Raw genomic sequence first — 16,751 nt, forward strand, 5'->3', positions numbered from 1 at the left:
ACCCTTGTACGCAAACAATAAAGTTCTTTACTGGCAGCGCCTGAAACACTAGTTATTGCGTTGCCAATTTTTTGTTAAAGTTCTTTACTGAAGAAAATGCTAACCGCAATACAATGTGAGCCACAAACAATAAAGTTCTTTACTGTCACAAGTTCATATGTACTAATTGATAAAGGTTGATTTTTATTCTTGGAGAACACTCACTAACCACAAAATATAAGGTTTTAAGCTTGATCAATAACCTTTTTTTATTTATATCAGTGAATTTAAAACTTCCAAAGCAACTGCGATCGCTTCCTCGACCAAAGGTAACTTTCTCGTTTCTTTGCGTAGGCTTGCACGACGAACTAGTTGCCACTTCTGAGGAGTAATATTCTCTTGATGAAAAGTATTTGCTGCCCACTGCACTCTTCTCACCGCAAACTCTTCTCTGGTTTCTGCCAATTCATCCAATATATTTGTGGTCATAGGTAATCTGTTCAGATGTCTTTTTACCCAAGCGCTTGCAGGATGATCGAGAAAATTAGCGATCGCTGTCCTGCTAATCCAAATTGGTCGATTGACATCTTGCTTCAAGCGCTGTGCAGCAACCTTTACTGCTTCCACCGTTTTAACATCTCGGTTATCCCAGTCCACATCTAGAGTGCCATTATTTGTTAGTGGTGGCGGCAGATGCTTCAAAAGCCAATTTTTGTCATATTTGTATAATTGACCATAAATTGCTGGTGCTTTACTTCGTAATTGTGTTCTTCCCGCATCAGGATTAGCTTCAATTACCTCTAACCATTGCTTACGGCAATTTTCGAGGATATCTGGAGCCTGAATAAATGAAAATATATGAGGCTTAAGTGAGGGGCATAACTCAGTTGCTCTCGCTTTAGTATTAGGTCGGGGAAAGGTAAACTTTAGTTTATCTGCTTGACGAAGCACTGCCTTCACTTGAACTCCCAGACGTTGACTAATCTCCTTAAGAGTGAGTGATGAGTCTTCCCAGAAAACTTTTAAGGATTCTTCCCAAACAGAACCATAAACTTTGATTTTTGAGAATCGAAATTGCTCCTCTGCTGATTGATCCGCACCTATTCTAGAGTAAACAAAACCACACCTGCAAAAAAATGTACCAGTTGGTTTGCGACTTTCCTGGTTATATGTAATCAAACATTCCTTTATCTGTGGTTTTTTGAAATATTTACAAACAGGGTTAAAACAGGGCCAGGGAGGATTACCGAATGGTTTTAGTGCTTCTTTTAGTTCAAAAAATTCTTGTGCTGTGTATCCTAAGAAGTGAATAAATAGCAGATGCCGTAGTGGATGGTGAACTCTTTTAGGGAAACGCACTAATTGAGCAAGCCAGTTATCGCGAATCTGCTCATCAAGTGGGCATTGCAGCCAATCTAACACTTGCGAAGGGTAGTAATTTTTGAAGAGCCTCAATAATTCCTGAACACGAATCCTACCTGTGTAAGTGACTAACTCTGGATTGGTTTTTACCAAAGATAGGTATTTTTGGTACAAAGCTTCTAAGCTAGGGACGAAGCGGCAATTATTCAGAAGCCAGTCTATATCTGTGGCAATTTTCAACAGAACTTTGTGACCAGGATTTAAGGGGTCTACTGGACGAAGAGATACTAATTGAGTTGCTTGTTCTAAGGAAATAAATTCAGATATGCGTCTACGATTGTGGGTTAATACAGCACTTTTCTCTAAAAAAACTCCATGAGTGGAACAGACTTCAACACCAGGTAACTGATGAAGACGATGCCAGTAACACTCACCAAACTGCTTCTGATCATCTTCCATACACAATGGACAGAAGCGCAAATGAGAAGGCATTTCAATGAATCCAGCGACAATTCCCAAGCGTGTATGAATTTTTGACCCATTATCACCACACATATCCTGCCGAACTAATTGAAGTCGCTCTAGTGGCAGGAAAGGTCTATAAAAGGGTAATAAAGTGTGATTGTCTATGAAATTATCAACTGTGTAAGAATGTCCGGTGGGTAAAGCAGCAACCAATCTGTTCAATTTACTTGGTAGGTCAAAAATCGCGATCGCATTTTTTGTTTGAAATAAATCTTGAACTACTGAAATTTGGCTAGGATAATAGACTCTCTCTTGAAAGCGAGCGCAAACACTATATAACAATTCATTTGGGTAAGGATTAGGAAAGAAACCAAGCATAGGCTATCTTTTATTGAAAAATATAAAAATTAATTTTTTAGATAATTTATTAATGCTTAATAACTGAAAAATATTTATGTATTGCTAACAACCTTATTCAAAATGTTTGTGTTTCAATAATTACAAAAAAACATAAGTAAGTATACACAAATAATTAGAAGATGGTGTTGAGTGGGTTACGACGTTAGCCTAACGAATGAATGAAACGGTATGCAGCAGAAGCCCTAATAGACCCTACATCGGTTTTAATTTAAACATGTACTTAATTACAGGCATAATATAAACTATTTACTTAGTATTGGTCTTAATAATGGTAGTTTTAAGTAACCTACTTGATGCTCAAGTGTCTCCTCACTAACACCAAGATATTGAGCAATTTCTGTAAAAGTAAATGCTTGATTTTCCCATAAAATTTTTAAAGCATATTCCCAAGAAGAACTGTATTTTATTTTTCTTTCCAGTATTGGCACTTTATATTCATCAATTCTATTAAAAGCTGTTTGTGAAGATACCAAACCACAAATACAACGAAACTCACTTTCAGTTACTGTCTTAGCGCTATTACTATAGCCTGTATACTGGTATTTATCCTTAATTAATAGCCGTTGAAAATATTCACCGCCTCGATTTATACATGGGCAATAATCTGTTCCAAAAGGCTTATAATCAAAAGAAATTTTAAAAAAATCTTCAACCGTAGATTCCAAAAAAGTAATTGCTAATAAGTGATGCAAGGGATTTTTTATCTTCCCATCTGAAACAAATATATCTCTAAGCCAGTTACTAGATTTACCCAAATCATTTTTCAACATTTGTAGAAATGGAGGAGAGTAGTAGTTTATGAAATCATTCATCACTTTATTTAAAGAGTTTTTAACTTTAAAATTAAATCTTCCATATTTTTTATATAAAAGTTTAATGTAAACTCTACGTATAGAATCTCCAAAAAAGATAATATTTGGGTGCTTTAAAAGCCAATCAATATTATAAGCTAACTCCATAAAACGTTTAAAATTATTATTTGATAATTCTAAATAGTTATTTGTATGAGTATTTACTGCTTTTTCTGCAAGTATAAATCCCGTTTTGCAATAATATGGTTCTATCTCAATTTTTTGTAGAATAATGCTATGTATTAGACAAACTTCAACCCCAATAGCTTGATGTATGCAATGCCAATAGCACTCACCAAACTGCTTTTTATCTTCTAGTATACATTGAGAACAAAAACGTAAATAATGTTTACGCTTTATATAAATATTTAGCGATCTCAAAGGAATTATTGGGCTATTTTGTTTCATCGTATCTCGAATTAGATTAATTAAGTATGGTGGAGAAAATGCACTATAAAATGAGAATAAAGTATGCTCATCAATTAAGCGATCTGCTGTGTAATAATTTCCTGGAGGCAAAGATGTAATCAAATAATCTAACCTAGTAGCTAGGTATAGATATGCAAAAGAACCTACAGAATAACAACTTTTTCCGAAAAGGTCTTGGTATAAGTAGTTTTTATGTTTATAACTCATCCGTTCAGAGTACCGCGCACAAACACTATAAAATAATTCATCTGGATAAGGATCTGGAAACGAACCAATCATTTTGCTGTATCCTACAATTGGTACTCACTGACAGATTTTATATAACCTGCTTCCTTGAGAGCTTCATAGCCTGAAAGACCTACTGAAGCTTTTTCAGCAACTATTTCTGGTAAAGTATCTTTTGAGTCAGTCTGTTTATTACTTGTCCTTGATTTCTGAGTAGCCTTAATAGGAACTGAAGTAGAGCTTATCTCTTTTTCTTTTAGTAGTTTTGAGTTTACTAACTCGGATAATTCCTGTGAGAGTTCAGTTTGCTTAATTTCCTCTGATGGGCTACTCTCCGAATCAGATTGATCTTCACCAATAACACTAGATGAATCTTCATTTGCTAAACGCTCTATTCCTTCTTCTATAAAAGGTTCGAGATCAATTGGTTTAACATCCTCACAATCCATGAGCAGTCTCAGTTTTTTGTCGGCATCTTTCTCTTTCAAGGCATTCAGAACTTTTGTTGCAGTACGAAGACAATCTTTAGCAACTGATTTGATGATTGAAGCTGTAATTCTCTCTTTACCACTTGATACAGCTCGCACTTGCGCCAGCATATAAATCTTGGCAGCAAAATCTGTAATGCCTTGGCATTCGTAATAAAGGGTGTGGCTTAATTCTGGTGTCAGTGGAGAAGCTATTTGTACATATTGGTATCGCCAGAGAGATTTGACAAAAGTTTGCCAAGTTTCGTCCTCTTTCATTGTGTCCCAAACAAAATCTCCTTGACCTGTTCCCCGCCGTATCTGGCGAAACTGACTGCTTAAAACAGACCAAGCTTTATAAGTTCCCACAAAAATAACTGGCAGCCCAATGGTGTTAATTAATTGTACAAAAAAGTTGAGCATTTTTTGGCAGCCACCACTTTTAGCTAAACTAAGATTTTGGATTTCATCAATTACAAGCATTCCCAGTGACTGGATTGATGCGACACGCGCCATATTAGGAATCATGTCATCTACGGTTTGGCGTCCTTTGGTATAGCGTGTGTAGTACTGTGTTCCCAATAGGTCATCAACCGCTTGAAAAAAGTTGATACAAAGACCTTTGATTGAACCGTCATAAGGACAGTCAAGTTTTAGCCAGACTATTTGTCTTAAAGTCAAGTTTTTATTAAGATAACGGCTGTGATTAATAATTTGCGGATAAAGCAACAATATTTCTTCTACTCCGGTACTCTTGCCAATACCACTAAGTCCAATGATTGTCATGCTCTTTGCTGTTGAGCGTGGGGATCTAGGTACGAATCCATTGGGGTCAATTAAATCCAGTGAACGCTTAGTGTTTTGCCAAAATTGTGGCAATATAGGATTTCTAGCTTGATAGCCTAACCTAATAATGCGCGAAATTCTCTGTTCTAAATCAATGTGAATACCAAGGGGTGTAAAAAATTCTAGAGTATCTTGGATATAATGAAGGCGTAAGTGAGCAGGCTGATTACGCATATCTTCACTGTAGTGTGGAAACTTAGCCAGGCCCTTTGCTGCCTCTAATTTCGTCAGAATTTTTGGTAAAGCTTCAATAAGTGGATTACCACGATATTTGGAAACTTCTGGGTCGGAATATATTGCATTAATCTTTTGCCCTGTGAATACTAAAAATGGAGGTTTGTACACTTCATCATCGGTCATTTCTCCACATCCCCTCGATAACTTCATTTAACATTTCAGTTTCTTCTGGTGCAGGTATATAGCCTTCCTCAGTGTCTTTATACTGATTATTAGCTTGGATTGGAAGGGCTGTTTCTAGTTGATCAGCAGTCTTTTCGGGCCTTAAATCACGAGCATTTTTATCTTGTTCATAATGTTTTTCAGCTTTTCGATTATTTATTATTCCTTTAAGAAGAGACTGTTTAGACTTACCTTGACGAGCTTTTTCGGTTTTTTCTGTTGCATCAGTTTTTTGCTGTTTTAGGTAAGCATTCAAAGAAGCTTTTGCCTGTCTTTGATTGGGTTGAGCATCTTCTTGTGCGAAGTTTTGTTCAGCAAAGTGATCCATAATTTCCTCTAGATTGCTGTCTAAAAAGGTTTTTGAAACAGGAAGCATTTCACAAACTTCCATACGTTTCCCAGCATCGAGAAGTATATAGATCACCAGAGGCTTTCGAGGATCATAAGCAACTGGAACTTTCCAAGTTCCTTTCATTCCAGCCTTGATAAACCACTGCTCCCTCATAGCAGACTCACAGGTGTAACGCAGGCGATTATATAAATTAACGCCTTTGACTCGCAAACAAATCCCATAACGAGTAACGCTAGCATCTGCTCTGTGTAAAAGATTTAAACGAATAATCTCAAGTGTCTCCTGACGAGGACGACCGTAACTACGGATTCCCCATTCCCACAACTCCGACGGAACAGGTTGCACATGATCTTCAATCATGTGCTTTGTCATAGGATACTCAGTTAAATAATGGTAATTATTGTAGTAAAGGATGAGGCGGATCATAATTGCTCGAAATTCATCGAGGGTATAAATAGCATCTAGTCTATAATCTCGCTCACCTCTTTCCTTTGGTTTATGCACTGCTCCTGGTTGAAAATGAATGACCTCATCGTTAATTAAGCGGAACAACCTTTCTACAAAAGGCTTCCAGTCGGGACGGTATGGCGGTGTAGGTGAGATTTCTATACCAATACTTTTGAGTGCTTCTCTAGCATTATTGCTTAAGTATTCGCTGCCACGGTCGGTTTGAAGTAATTTACAAAGATGGTTACAATTCCAATCTTCTGTTGTAATCGTGATACCAAATTCCTGGCAAAACTTTACCTTATCTGTAGTTGCATTTTCCAGAGCTAAAGATGCCCCTAACCAACTCGGCCCTTCAAGAGCCACGCTAAATCCTACAATGCTTCGGGAAAATATATCTACAACTAAGTAGAGAACAGGTCGCCCAATTATACGACTTCTGTCCAAAGAACTAACTAAGTAAATATCAGCTATTGTAGAGTCAATTTGCCAGAGCGCACCTGGAAAAGGAGCCATCTCAGTTGAGTTACCCAGCACCTCTCGGTAGCTGAGGTTAAACTTACGCTTACCTTCACGAGATATGAGTGATTTTTTAAGATCGCGGTCTTTGTAATACCAATAGTTAAACTGTCTCAAAGTGGGGCATTGTTCTTGAGGTAAAAGAAGAGGGATTTCATTTGCATCTTTTTGTTTTATTTTTACAGAAAAACAATCTTCGCACATTCTCTGGTGAGCATCTTTGAGTGTTAATTTCTGCTTTTCATGATATTTCTTTGCACTTTTAACAATAATTATTCGTAGTTGTTCATTTATATTAATACCAGGAGGTTCACCTTTTAACTTAGTTTTTTTACTAGGAGCGCCTAGCTTTTTAGTGATATTCCGTTTTTTACCTTTTCCGCCACAATGATCATAGTTTGGTAGAAGTGCATTTAGTTTTTGTCCTCTTTGCCAGTAAGATCGTAATAACTGGTAAATTGTTGGCTTATTACTTCCTGTCAGTTCTATTGCCTGCCTAACTAATAAACCTCGCTCATAAGGAAAAAACGCTTTATATCCACTTTCAATAATTAAAGCGATTTTGTTCCACGCATTATCTCTAAAATTACGGTGAGTTTCAGGAATTAAATCTTCAGGGCGATGTAGATATGCATAGGGGTCAGTATCTATAATAAAAGCTTTTTGTTCAGTTAATGCTGCTTCAATTTCTTCGGCCCTCTGTAAAACTGGAAATGCTTTAGAATTATTCAGATCAATTGTGACTATATCTGTTCCAGATGGGTCAATCCAGAGTAATCTGATAACGGTAAAAATATCACCACACTCATTGTGTAGTTCAATCAGCATATTCTGGTATAAATTCATTTAGCAGCTCTTATTTATTTCATATTTAAGGGAAGGAGTAGCCAAAAGTGCCAATTTCTTTCTAAACTGAGCCTGTAGTGGTTGGTTCATATCAATTAGCCATTGCCGATTAGCAATTAGATGACGAGCAACTGCAAGGCTACTGCCTGCTTCCAAGGCAAGTCGTTCATCGCACCGAGCTGCTAAATCACTTAGTGAAACGTCTCCCTGAATTACACCTTTAGCGAGTACGGCTGTAATTTGTTTAATATTAAGCTCTGAAAGAGGTGAAAGGTTTTCAATAAAAAAGTAGTTGTGTAAAAATTCAACATTTTTGACCAACACCTCTGGAATATCTTGTTCAGTAACTATGCCCCAGCTAGTTTTATGGGACTCCCAATAACGACGTTCAATTTCAAACTTTTCAAGAACTCGCGGATCTTGTAATTCCCGTGAAGGCTTAACTGTCCTAGCTTGATCCATAATTCCTATACATGTACTTCCTGGAATAGTTACAACAAAGTCTGTGGTCATCACGTTAGGTTCCCCAGTATTAGGATTGACTGGGTGCTTGTAACCACACTGTTTAGCAATATCTAAGGTTTCTTCGAGTTCTAAAGGAAACTGCTCTCGGATGTCGATGACGATAGGCGACCATTCGAGCGCATAAAAATAACGAAACTCACTCATGCTAAACAAGTGGTGTTCTCTTTGAGTTTTCCAACCCAAGCCTTGGACAGAAAAACCTTGAGATGGAAAGTCTATTATCCAAATTGCTGGTTTGTAATTAATACCGCGACCTTGACCACAGCCTTCATTTAGGCGCTTGTTAATGTCCTTCCGGTTTTTTTGGGATTTCTGCTGAAGCATCTGTGTGAGAACTATTTAGAACATACACGTTAATACGTATATTCTAAACTCAGAAGTTACACAAAAATGTGTATGTTCTAAAATAAAAAAACTTTAAATTTCTTTGCAATGTATTTACCTGTGTAAACTGTGCGCTAGCTCTTATCATTGAGACAAAGTATATGTAAGTTTTTTGAGAGTGAGCGTGGCTAATGCCAAAAGGAAGCAAACGAGTTAAAGGAGTCCCAGAACTACAGGACGAGATGAAGACGCGAGTTAACCTCTCCATAACTCCCACAGCTATACAGAAGCTAGATTTAATGGCTGCTCAAAGAGGAATATCAAAATCAGAGTTGGTAGAACGAATTGCGCGAGGACAAATACCTTTAAAAGATCACCGCGATCATTTCATAGATCCTTCGGTAGCAGCTCTAATAGAAGGTGCGGTTCAAACATTGCCTGCGCTTGATATGACTATTTCTAAAGTAAAATTTTTGCCATTTGATCAGCGTGAGAAATTACCTAACTCTCCTGGAGCATATTTAATAACTAATTGGCAATATGAATATATTGATTTTACCAATAACCTTAAAGAGAGATTAATGGATGAGAATCTCTTAAAATCTTTATTAAAATTATTTGAATATAAAGAATATGAAGTATTAGTATTCTGGATAGAGTGTAATGATGCCAGATTAATTAACATTGTTTCAAAAGAAATCAGGAATGTATTCGGCGGAATTAGGGAAGATATTATATCTCGATCTTTGTCTAGAGAACTTCAGAAAAAAGAGGTTACTAAAAAACCTGAACATATTTCTAATGATGTGTATGATTATATCAAAGATATAGTTGGCCCTGGTAAACAAATAAAGTCCCTTATATAGTTAAGATAATTACAAATTTTTGTAATACTCAATGAATCAGCAAATTTCATATTTTTGATATATCTTTAAGAATTTAGATAACTGTTAGAGATTTATCTATTTAACCCTGCCACTAATACATTATTTTAAGTTAGCCTTCTGTAGTCGCAACACTCAGTGTTTGCTCAATTAATTTCAGGGCTGATTGAATATCTGTACTCATAGCATCCGCCTCAGCTTTAATTACAGCCACACTCTTACCAACTTCTGTCAGGGATTTTTTCATGGTTCTGATTCTGGCCAAAGCTGTGCGGATTTGCTGAATTTGTTGTTCTACAGCAGTCACATCCAGTTCTGATTGAAAGGTACGCAATTTATTTAACCTTTGCTGGATCACTAAAAAGCGTATAGCAATAATTAAAAACGGATGGGTTGTGGCGATCCAATAACCTGACTCAGTAACTCCCTCTGCCCAATCGCCAATTTCCTGTGCTAACCCCTCACGGGAATAACTTAAAAAAATTGCCGAATTTGCAGAACGCCGCACCATTGCTGATTGTAAATGTTGAGTGATTGCTTGGCGACCAAAAGGTTTTGAGGGTCGGTTTCTTAGCTCGATCACAATTGATACTTCAATTGCAGCTAGCGATTTACTGGTAAACTTTACCAGAATATCGCCAGTGTCTCCATCATGACCAATATACTCTACCTCTGCACCACTCAACTTTGACCAATTTTGCAGTTCGACAACGACTAACTCCTCATAAGTTATGCCTTTTGCGGTTGTCTGCGAAAGTACTTGTTGTGTTACCTGTTGATCTCGAATTTCCCTAGTCAGTTTTTCGACTTGTTCAGCTAGCGGTTTGACCGATTCGGAAACCACATTTTTCACTGCCACTGCCAGAGTACCGTTTTCCTTAGTGGCATTTACTAATGCTGCTTTAAATGCCCCCTGAATAGAATCAGAGCGTTTAGCATCTAAAAGTTGACGTAATGAACAGAGAAAGCGGCCAACAACAGAAGTTTCCCTGGCGGGGTCAATTTCGTGTGTAAGCAAAGTGCCTACGCTATTGAGTTTTTCAGTGAGGATGGCTGAAGTGAGATTAATTTGATTTTGTAGTGGAGCTAACAATTGACCATTATCTGTCCCTACTTGATTAACTAATTCCTGCCCAAAAGACTCAGCTATTACCCTAACTGCCTGCTGAAACTCCACCAATAAAGATTCCATCTGCTGCTTAATTAATTCATTGCCATGACGAGTTTGAGCCGTTTGCAAGCAAAGAAATCCTAACTCAAAAGCATCCCGGCAAATATCCTCGTATTCTGAGTGGGGAAATTGTTGTAAGTAGCTGATGGCATTTTTGAGAGGGATTGCCATGCGATGAATCAAGACATGGCTTTGTGTCAATTCAATACTGTCGGGTAGATAATAGGAGTCATTGGTGGAGCGGTTCATGGAGCAGTGGATAGACTGGTGACGATAAATTGCACCCTACTACCTATTTTTTATGTCAGTCAAGGTGATGAACAAAAGTTTTGTCAATTTGCAAAAACTGAAGAATTAATTTGGTGGTGGAGAATTATGCCACTGTTCCAACAGAGGGTTAATTACTTCGGCGTTGGCCAAAAGAAAATCAGCCACAGCCATAATTCTCTGGTAAGGTAATCCAGCTTCTCGGCGGCTGGCTTGTCCACCCAACCAGTGATAAGCCGTCGATTTAGAGATGGTACAGATTTTTGCTAATTCTTCATAACCCAATCCCCAACGATAGCTAAAGTCTTGGGGAGACATGAACATTTGGTTGTGCAATTCTAGCAATTGCTGATGTTGTTGAGCTTTAGACATAATTGCCCCGAAGCCCTTCCAAGGATGAGTTATCCAGGGGTTTGATATCATCCTCGAAAGCGAAGTCGCAGGTGCAAATTTCACGAGAGGGACTGCGCTCGTCTAACAAAACCAAGTAGTGCAAGCCAGTCGCAATGCAACTAGCTTGTTGAGTGTAAATGACTCCGATGACGCGACCGAAGTCGCCATTGGGTACTTGAAACCAGCGCACCCATTCACCAAGATGAAATTTCTGTTGAGGTAATTCGCGGGGAATAACCTCTGGTAAGGCTACTGGCGGTATTTGGGGAAGGATATCAGGCATAAAAATCTACTCAATTGCAGATTAATCAAGAACAGCAAGTATTAGAAAAAATCCGTTTTGCAAACAAAAGGTTTCTAGCATGGCGAACAATGCTTACCCATGCCTTGGATAAAATCTCACCTGTTTTTCTTTGAATCACCAAACTAAACCCTCTCAGCTTGATTGCAAGTCAATAGCGAAGTAGGTTGTTATTAGGTTGTTATCATCAATCATAGTTTACTCGTTCTGGATGGTAAATCATATCTGTATACATGGAAATTTCTGATTTATTTGTGTTTTTTGTAGGGTGCTACTGCTGATACCTGTTCTAAAAGCTCTGTAATTGTCGGTTGAATATCCTCTAGTTTGATGGCTATAAGGTTAATGGTATGAGCGACTTCGATAATTTGTAGCACTGTATCTGGTCGTTTCTCAAATTGAGAACCCCAATTTTTATCGATTGTTTGGTACGAGTACACCCCAAAGGTTGCTTCTGTGAGCGTTCGCACGCACGCTGCTCTATACCCTCTTTTTTCTGGCTTTGGGCTTTTAACGTACAAACGGCAGTATTCCAGTGGTTCCATTGACGGTTTATTCTGATTGCGTCAATTAATGATTTTGTCGCCTGTAGTACCGGAAACGATACCCATTAAATATGGTAATCATTAAAACGAATTTTCCTTCTCTCAGAGTGACCGAAGAGGAGTAAATCAGATAATAGTTGAACCTGGTAGTTCTGTAACTGGTGGTTCTCCCCAAGTTTCAATTTGGTTAAACGTGTGTCGGCTGAGGGGATAAAACCGCACGCTGTCTTCTGAAACTTTCACTTGTTTATGGAGTCTTTTTTTAAGTTCATTATATTTATTTTGGTCAAGAACACATTCAAATACTGAATATTGTACTCGTTGACCATATCCTTCTAATAAATCAGATATTTTTTTACGTCTTTTATTACAAGGTATATCATATACTATTATATAAAATAGCATTCAACGAATTTGATATGGCTTATAGAGTTTGCTAGGTTGATAAACAAAATCTTTAAATAATTTAATTTGCTGTGTGATTAAATCCCAACGAGGTTGTTTTTCTGCCTGAGAATTTTGTACTTCTGATTCCAAGCGTTGTAAGAAATATTTGATATATTTTGGTCGACCAGAGTTATTCAGATAGCAACCGCTATCATAATATTCAAAATCTTTTTGAGTATCCATGACTTTGCTATTGATTAACCAAAGTACCAGAGAATCAATAATTGGGGCACGAAATTCTTCAATTAAATCGGAAGCAAGAGCGGCATGGCGTTCTGTACCTTGATGTAGACAAGCGTAGTAAGGGTCTAATCCTTGGAGTTCAATTAGTGTCAACAGATGATTCCACAGGATTTGGTAGCCAAAACTCAGCATGGCGTTGACTGGATTTCCTGGGGGACGGCGGCTACGCGCTATAAATATAAAATCGGGATTATTCAAACATTCACCGAAGGCTGAAAAATATTGTGCTGCACCAGCGCCTTCTAATCCCATCAATCGTTCTATCGTTTCAGCTTCTCCTGATTTTTGTCCCAGAACTTCTAAACTTTTGATCGCAATTTCAGAAGTTTCGGAAGGATTGCGCCGTTGCTGCCGCAGTAAAAAGGTACGACTATTTTTGAGTTTGGCTTGGACTATTTGTCTGGCTACTAACAAGCGTTCAATTGCTGTTAATTGTTGCTGATAACGAGATAATTGACGGTATCCTCTGGCAATTGGCATAAGCCTACCATAACAATATCCCATGCGCGATAAGTAGGCAATGGGGATATCTCGCCATAAACAAGTACGAATTGCTTGGGTAGTGATTTGAGATTTACCAAACATTAGTATTTGTTCTAGCAACGGTAATTGTACTTCACCGTGAATAGTTTCTCCTTGTTTGATAATTAGGGTTTCGCCCTTGAGGGTGATATAACAACCTTGTCGGGAAACGTAGAGTGTACGCATAAAAAGTCAAGAGTAGATCAAAAAAACAATTAAAATATTGTTAGTTAGTTTTTACTTTGTTTGGACAGTTGTGACTGTTGGGAAATAGTTTCGGCTAGCAAAGTTTTAATTTGCGATGGTTGTAAAAAATTCACTACAGTATCACCTGCTGTAGCGTTGACAAAGCTGGCTATTGTAACCAAAATTGTGTTGATAATTACTGCTGCTAGTCCTAATGGTGCAATTAACAGGATAATTAATGTAATAGAGCCGTTGAGTAAGGCGACACCAAGGTTGCGGACTAATGCTGCACGAGAAGAGATATACATATATATGATGTTTGATGCTTGTTGCAGTTTTCTCTATACCTTCAAAGTAGAGGCTGGTTTGAGATTGTGCTAGTGGTTTGATGCGAATGACGAAATTTACTAAGTTTTTTCCTCTCTGCGGCGGGGTCGGCAAAACTCGGAAATGCCTATGTTCTCGTTGACCCGGCCGATGTCCTTCTGTATAAGGATTTTAGCGTTTTTATGTTGGCTGAACACGGGGAAAACTTCTCTAATCTCCGACCCCGTCGCAAATGGCATCTGGACATCAGGCAGGATAAGGGTTTAAATAAGAGGGGTCGCTTTTCTTCTGAGAAGCGGAATTAATGGAAACTGCATTTCTCACAACTTAGAGTAAGATTTGTGATTGAGGTCGCTTTTCTTCTGAGAAGCGGAATTAATGGAAACATCTCTAATACGAGAGTTTGGCTATCCGCCTCAAAGTCGCTTTTCTTCTGAGAAGCGGAATTAATGCAAACTGTTTAGACCACTCCTTCACAGCGTCACCAATAAGTCGCTTTTCTTGTGAAAAGTGGAATTCATCTAAACAAAGCGTACACTCAAGTCTCTTTCAGCCTTAATATAGTCTCGTGAAAAACAAGATCCCCGACTTCTTTAAGAAGTCGGGGATCTGCTGTTTGCAATTATCAAAAATCAAAGAGGACTGCTATATATTTTTATTTATTGCTGCTCATAAACCCTAACGATCGCTTCACCAATTCCCTTAACCTTAACAACTAATTCCTCTGGTTGCGCTACCTTCACATTCCCACCAAAACCAACAATCCACCGCATAAACTCTACATCACCTAAATACCATTTAGGCAATATCACCCGAAAGCGATTGGGAAAGAGTTTATCTGTGGTTTTCTTCAGGCAGAAAATTGACTTAGGTAACATTAACCTCCCACCCTCTACAGGTGGAGACATCTTCATTTGTCTAGCAGAAAATCTCTTGGTTCCCTCAGTAATAAATCGGAAGATAAAATCATTAAACCACAGTTCTACTGTTACCCAAGCCTGTGAACGCTCTTGCTGATCATGACTGAGAAACTGACGCTGGTCACTCGCACTATACCCTAAAAAAATACCGGCGCTAGCAGCAGAGAGTTTCTGTAATTTCTGTAATGACTTTTCTTGTTCCACCAGAGAACGGAATCTCCCTTGGGGTTGACCAATAAACAATCTATCTAAACGTTCAAACCGGAACAGTCCTGCATACTTTCCACTTTCATACTCAAAACCTAAATACCATGCTTGGTTACAAAAAACGATTTGCAAAGGAAATACCAAAAAAAAGCCTTCTTCATCAAGAGTAAATTTACCGCCGCCAGCAAAGCGATTTAATTCCAGCAATTGCCCTTTAACTATTGCCTCTTCTAATGGCTGTAAATTCTTAGAAAGAGCATCATCTGGTAAAAACTCTGGGTCAATCATACTGCGATTAGAAATCGCCCGTACCGGATACACATTACTTATCCCCAACTTACTTTTTAGCATTCGTGTGGCAAATGTTTCATAAATTTCCAATGCTACTGGGTCATCAAGACTTTTAGCCTGAGACTGGAGAACATCAAACACTTTGGTTAATTCATGTGCTGACAGAATCGCTGTTCCGGCAAAGTAGCCATCTCTGAGCGGAAATTCTGGCAATATTTTATAAGGCTTGAGAACCTTTTCTATATCCTTGCGGACAGTATCTAGTCCATCGCCATCAATAATCCCATTTTCTCTGAGTGCAGACACCAGAGTTTGTAAACTCCCCTTTCCTGTATCTTGCAAAAATGGGTGGTGAAGAATCAAGCGAATGATTTGGATCAACCTTTGGAAGCTATCGCAGTCAGAATAAGCATGAGTTACAAAAGTCGATGGGGTAATGGAGTGATCGGGTGGTACGGTAATGCCAGAAGAAGGGGCAATGCTATTGGCTCCAATGAGGGAATTTTGTTGTAGCCAGTGTAAATCAGATCCGATGGCATTTTTATTAGCGTAAATAGTACCGCATAATTTATCCATGAAAGCGGTAACTTCCTCTAAGGAACTTGCAAACAGAGGAGCATTACCCAAAATGCTTTCCAGCAAACTAGGATGAGTAGTTTGCAGATTCCCAATTCCTGGATAGCGAAGAATCAGGGAAATTAAATGCATTAAGCGCTCAAAGTCCAGCAGCTTACTGTAACCGTGTAAGGTAATGTGGTGATTACGATTAGCGCGGTTGGTAAGAGTACGAGAAAGCTGTTGGATTTGGGTTGGAATTTTTTGAATGTCGAACTTGGAAGAGGTGACATCAATTTCTTTTACAGATGCAAATCCCTCTGCTGCTACTGGCGGAAACTCTTGCAGAGATTTGTGCATATTCTCAATGATCATATCTGGAACTTGGCGAGTCCGCTTTTGGTTCCACAACTTGCAAGTTGCAATGGGAGTTTGCAAATACCACCTCATCCACAAAACCTCTTCCCCATGTTGTCCAAGGCAAGCAACAGATGAATTTAGCTTCATCAACAAATCCATCCGCCATACACGCTTGGCATTGGTAGCATCATAGATTACGGAATCACCTTGAGCAATTGCATCAGCAATCTCAGAAATTACTTTTTCTTCTATCTGACTCCACTCACCCTGGATACTTGCATCGCCATAGAGTTGTTGGCGAATTACATCAGTGGAGACAATGCGATAATTCTCCAGTTTTGCTAACTCGGCTGCAAAAGTGGTTTTCCCACTACCGGGGACACCGATGACGAAGTGACAAATCATCAGGAGTTCAAGGATAAAAGTTTTCTACTTTAACTTTTAACTGTTATTTATTTGTTGTCTAGGCTTTTCAAGCGAACAATGACGGTATTAATGAAAAGTTTAATTAATATTTAGGTGAATTCTAGTAATAAAATTACCATAGCCGTTGGTTTCGACTTCGCTCAACCAACTGAGTAATCGAGAGTTGAGCGTTCGCGTAGCGTCTCGCAGAGAAGTCGAAACTCGTCAACATAGGTATTTTTTTCATCAGAAATCACCTTACTTCTCTTTT

The 16,751-nt window shown here is 38.3% G+C and carries 14 protein-coding genes; 1 reads left to right on the forward strand and 13 read right to left on the reverse strand.

All coding sequences use genetic code 11. The features are described from left to right. Positions 1-252: 252 nt before the first annotated feature. From V7K49_RS07120 to V7K49_RS07140, 5 genes are all read right to left on the reverse strand, one after another. Positions 253-2,184, reverse strand: a complete 1,932-nt coding sequence (locus tag V7K49_RS07120; protein ID WP_335205013.1) for a TnsD family transposase — start codon at positions 2,182-2,184, stop codon at positions 253-255. Positions 2,185-2,468: 284 nt separating this feature from the next. Continuing rightward, positions 2,469-3,785 (reverse strand): TnsD family Tn7-like transposition protein, encoded by a 1,317-nt coding sequence (locus V7K49_RS07125; protein WP_335205014.1) that lies wholly within the window; start codon positions 3,783-3,785, stop codon positions 2,469-2,471. An 11-nt stretch (positions 3,786-3,796) separates the two neighbouring features. Beyond that, a complete protein-coding gene (locus V7K49_RS07130; protein WP_335205015.1) occupies positions 3,797-5,404 on the reverse strand; it encodes an ATP-binding protein in 1,608 nt (535 codons plus the stop codon). Then, positions 5,394-7,589 (reverse strand): hypothetical protein, encoded by a 2,196-nt coding sequence (locus V7K49_RS07135; RefSeq protein ID WP_335205016.1) that lies wholly within the window; start codon positions 7,587-7,589, stop codon positions 5,394-5,396. Before V7K49_RS07135 ends, V7K49_RS07130 begins: the two co-directional genes overlap by 11 nt. Before the next feature lie 18 nt (positions 7,590-7,607). Beyond that, complete coding sequence (locus tag V7K49_RS07140) at positions 7,608-8,456, reverse strand: TnsA endonuclease C-terminal domain-containing protein (protein ID WP_335205017.1); 849 nt, start codon at positions 8,454-8,456, stop codon at positions 7,608-7,610. Between the two features lie 242 nt (positions 8,457-8,698). On the opposite strand from V7K49_RS07140, the gene V7K49_RS07145 reads away from it, so the two are divergent. After that, positions 8,699-9,322, forward strand: coding sequence for a ribbon-helix-helix protein, CopG family (locus V7K49_RS07145; protein WP_335205125.1), 624 nt, complete (start codon positions 8,699-8,701; stop codon positions 9,320-9,322). A 130-nt stretch (positions 9,323-9,452) separates the two neighbouring features. Here V7K49_RS07145 and V7K49_RS07150 read toward each other — a convergent pair whose 3' ends face one another. The 8 genes from V7K49_RS07150 to V7K49_RS07185 form a co-directional block, all read right to left on the reverse strand. Further along, the gene (locus tag V7K49_RS07150) at positions 9,453-10,760 is read right to left on the reverse strand and encodes a hypothetical protein (RefSeq protein WP_335205018.1); all 1,308 of its coding nucleotides are present in this window, start codon (positions 10,758-10,760) and stop codon (positions 9,453-9,455) included. Between the two features lie 105 nt (positions 10,761-10,865). Further along, positions 10,866-11,150 (reverse strand): helix-turn-helix domain-containing protein, encoded by a 285-nt coding sequence (locus V7K49_RS07155; protein ID WP_335205019.1) that lies wholly within the window; start codon positions 11,148-11,150, stop codon positions 10,866-10,868. Next, complete coding sequence (locus tag V7K49_RS07160) at positions 11,143-11,454, reverse strand: hypothetical protein (RefSeq protein ID WP_335205020.1); 312 nt, start codon at positions 11,452-11,454, stop codon at positions 11,143-11,145. The genes V7K49_RS07155 and V7K49_RS07160 overlap by 8 nt, the downstream gene beginning before the upstream one ends. Positions 11,455-11,720: 266 nt before the next feature. Continuing rightward, a complete protein-coding gene (locus V7K49_RS07165; RefSeq protein WP_335066748.1) occupies positions 11,721-11,942 on the reverse strand; it encodes a hypothetical protein in 222 nt (73 codons plus the stop codon). Between the two features lie 201 nt (positions 11,943-12,143). Further along, on the reverse strand, positions 12,144-12,422 hold the full coding sequence (cas2, locus tag V7K49_RS07170; protein ID WP_335066750.1) for a CRISPR-associated endonuclease Cas2: 279 nt from the start codon (positions 12,420-12,422) through the stop codon (positions 12,144-12,146). After that, positions 12,423-13,415, reverse strand: a complete 993-nt coding sequence (gene cas1 / locus V7K49_RS07175) for a CRISPR-associated endonuclease Cas1 (protein WP_335205021.1) — start codon at positions 13,413-13,415, stop codon at positions 12,423-12,425. Between the two features lie 44 nt (positions 13,416-13,459). Beyond that, complete coding sequence (gene csx18, locus V7K49_RS07180) at positions 13,460-13,723, reverse strand: CRISPR-associated protein Csx18 (RefSeq protein ID WP_335205022.1); 264 nt, start codon at positions 13,721-13,723, stop codon at positions 13,460-13,462. A gap of 678 nt (positions 13,724-14,401) precedes the next feature. Continuing rightward, positions 14,402-16,480 carry a WYL domain-containing protein gene (locus V7K49_RS07185; RefSeq protein ID WP_335205023.1) on the reverse strand — a complete coding sequence of 693 codons (2,079 nt, stop codon included), beginning with the start codon at positions 16,478-16,480 and terminating at the stop codon, positions 14,402-14,404. Between the last annotated feature and the right edge of the window lie 271 nt (positions 16,481-16,751).

Origin of the sequence: Nostoc sp., from assembly GCF_036919675.1 — a bacterium.
GTDB lineage: Bacteria > Cyanobacteriota > Cyanobacteriia > Cyanobacteriales > Nostocaceae > Nostoc.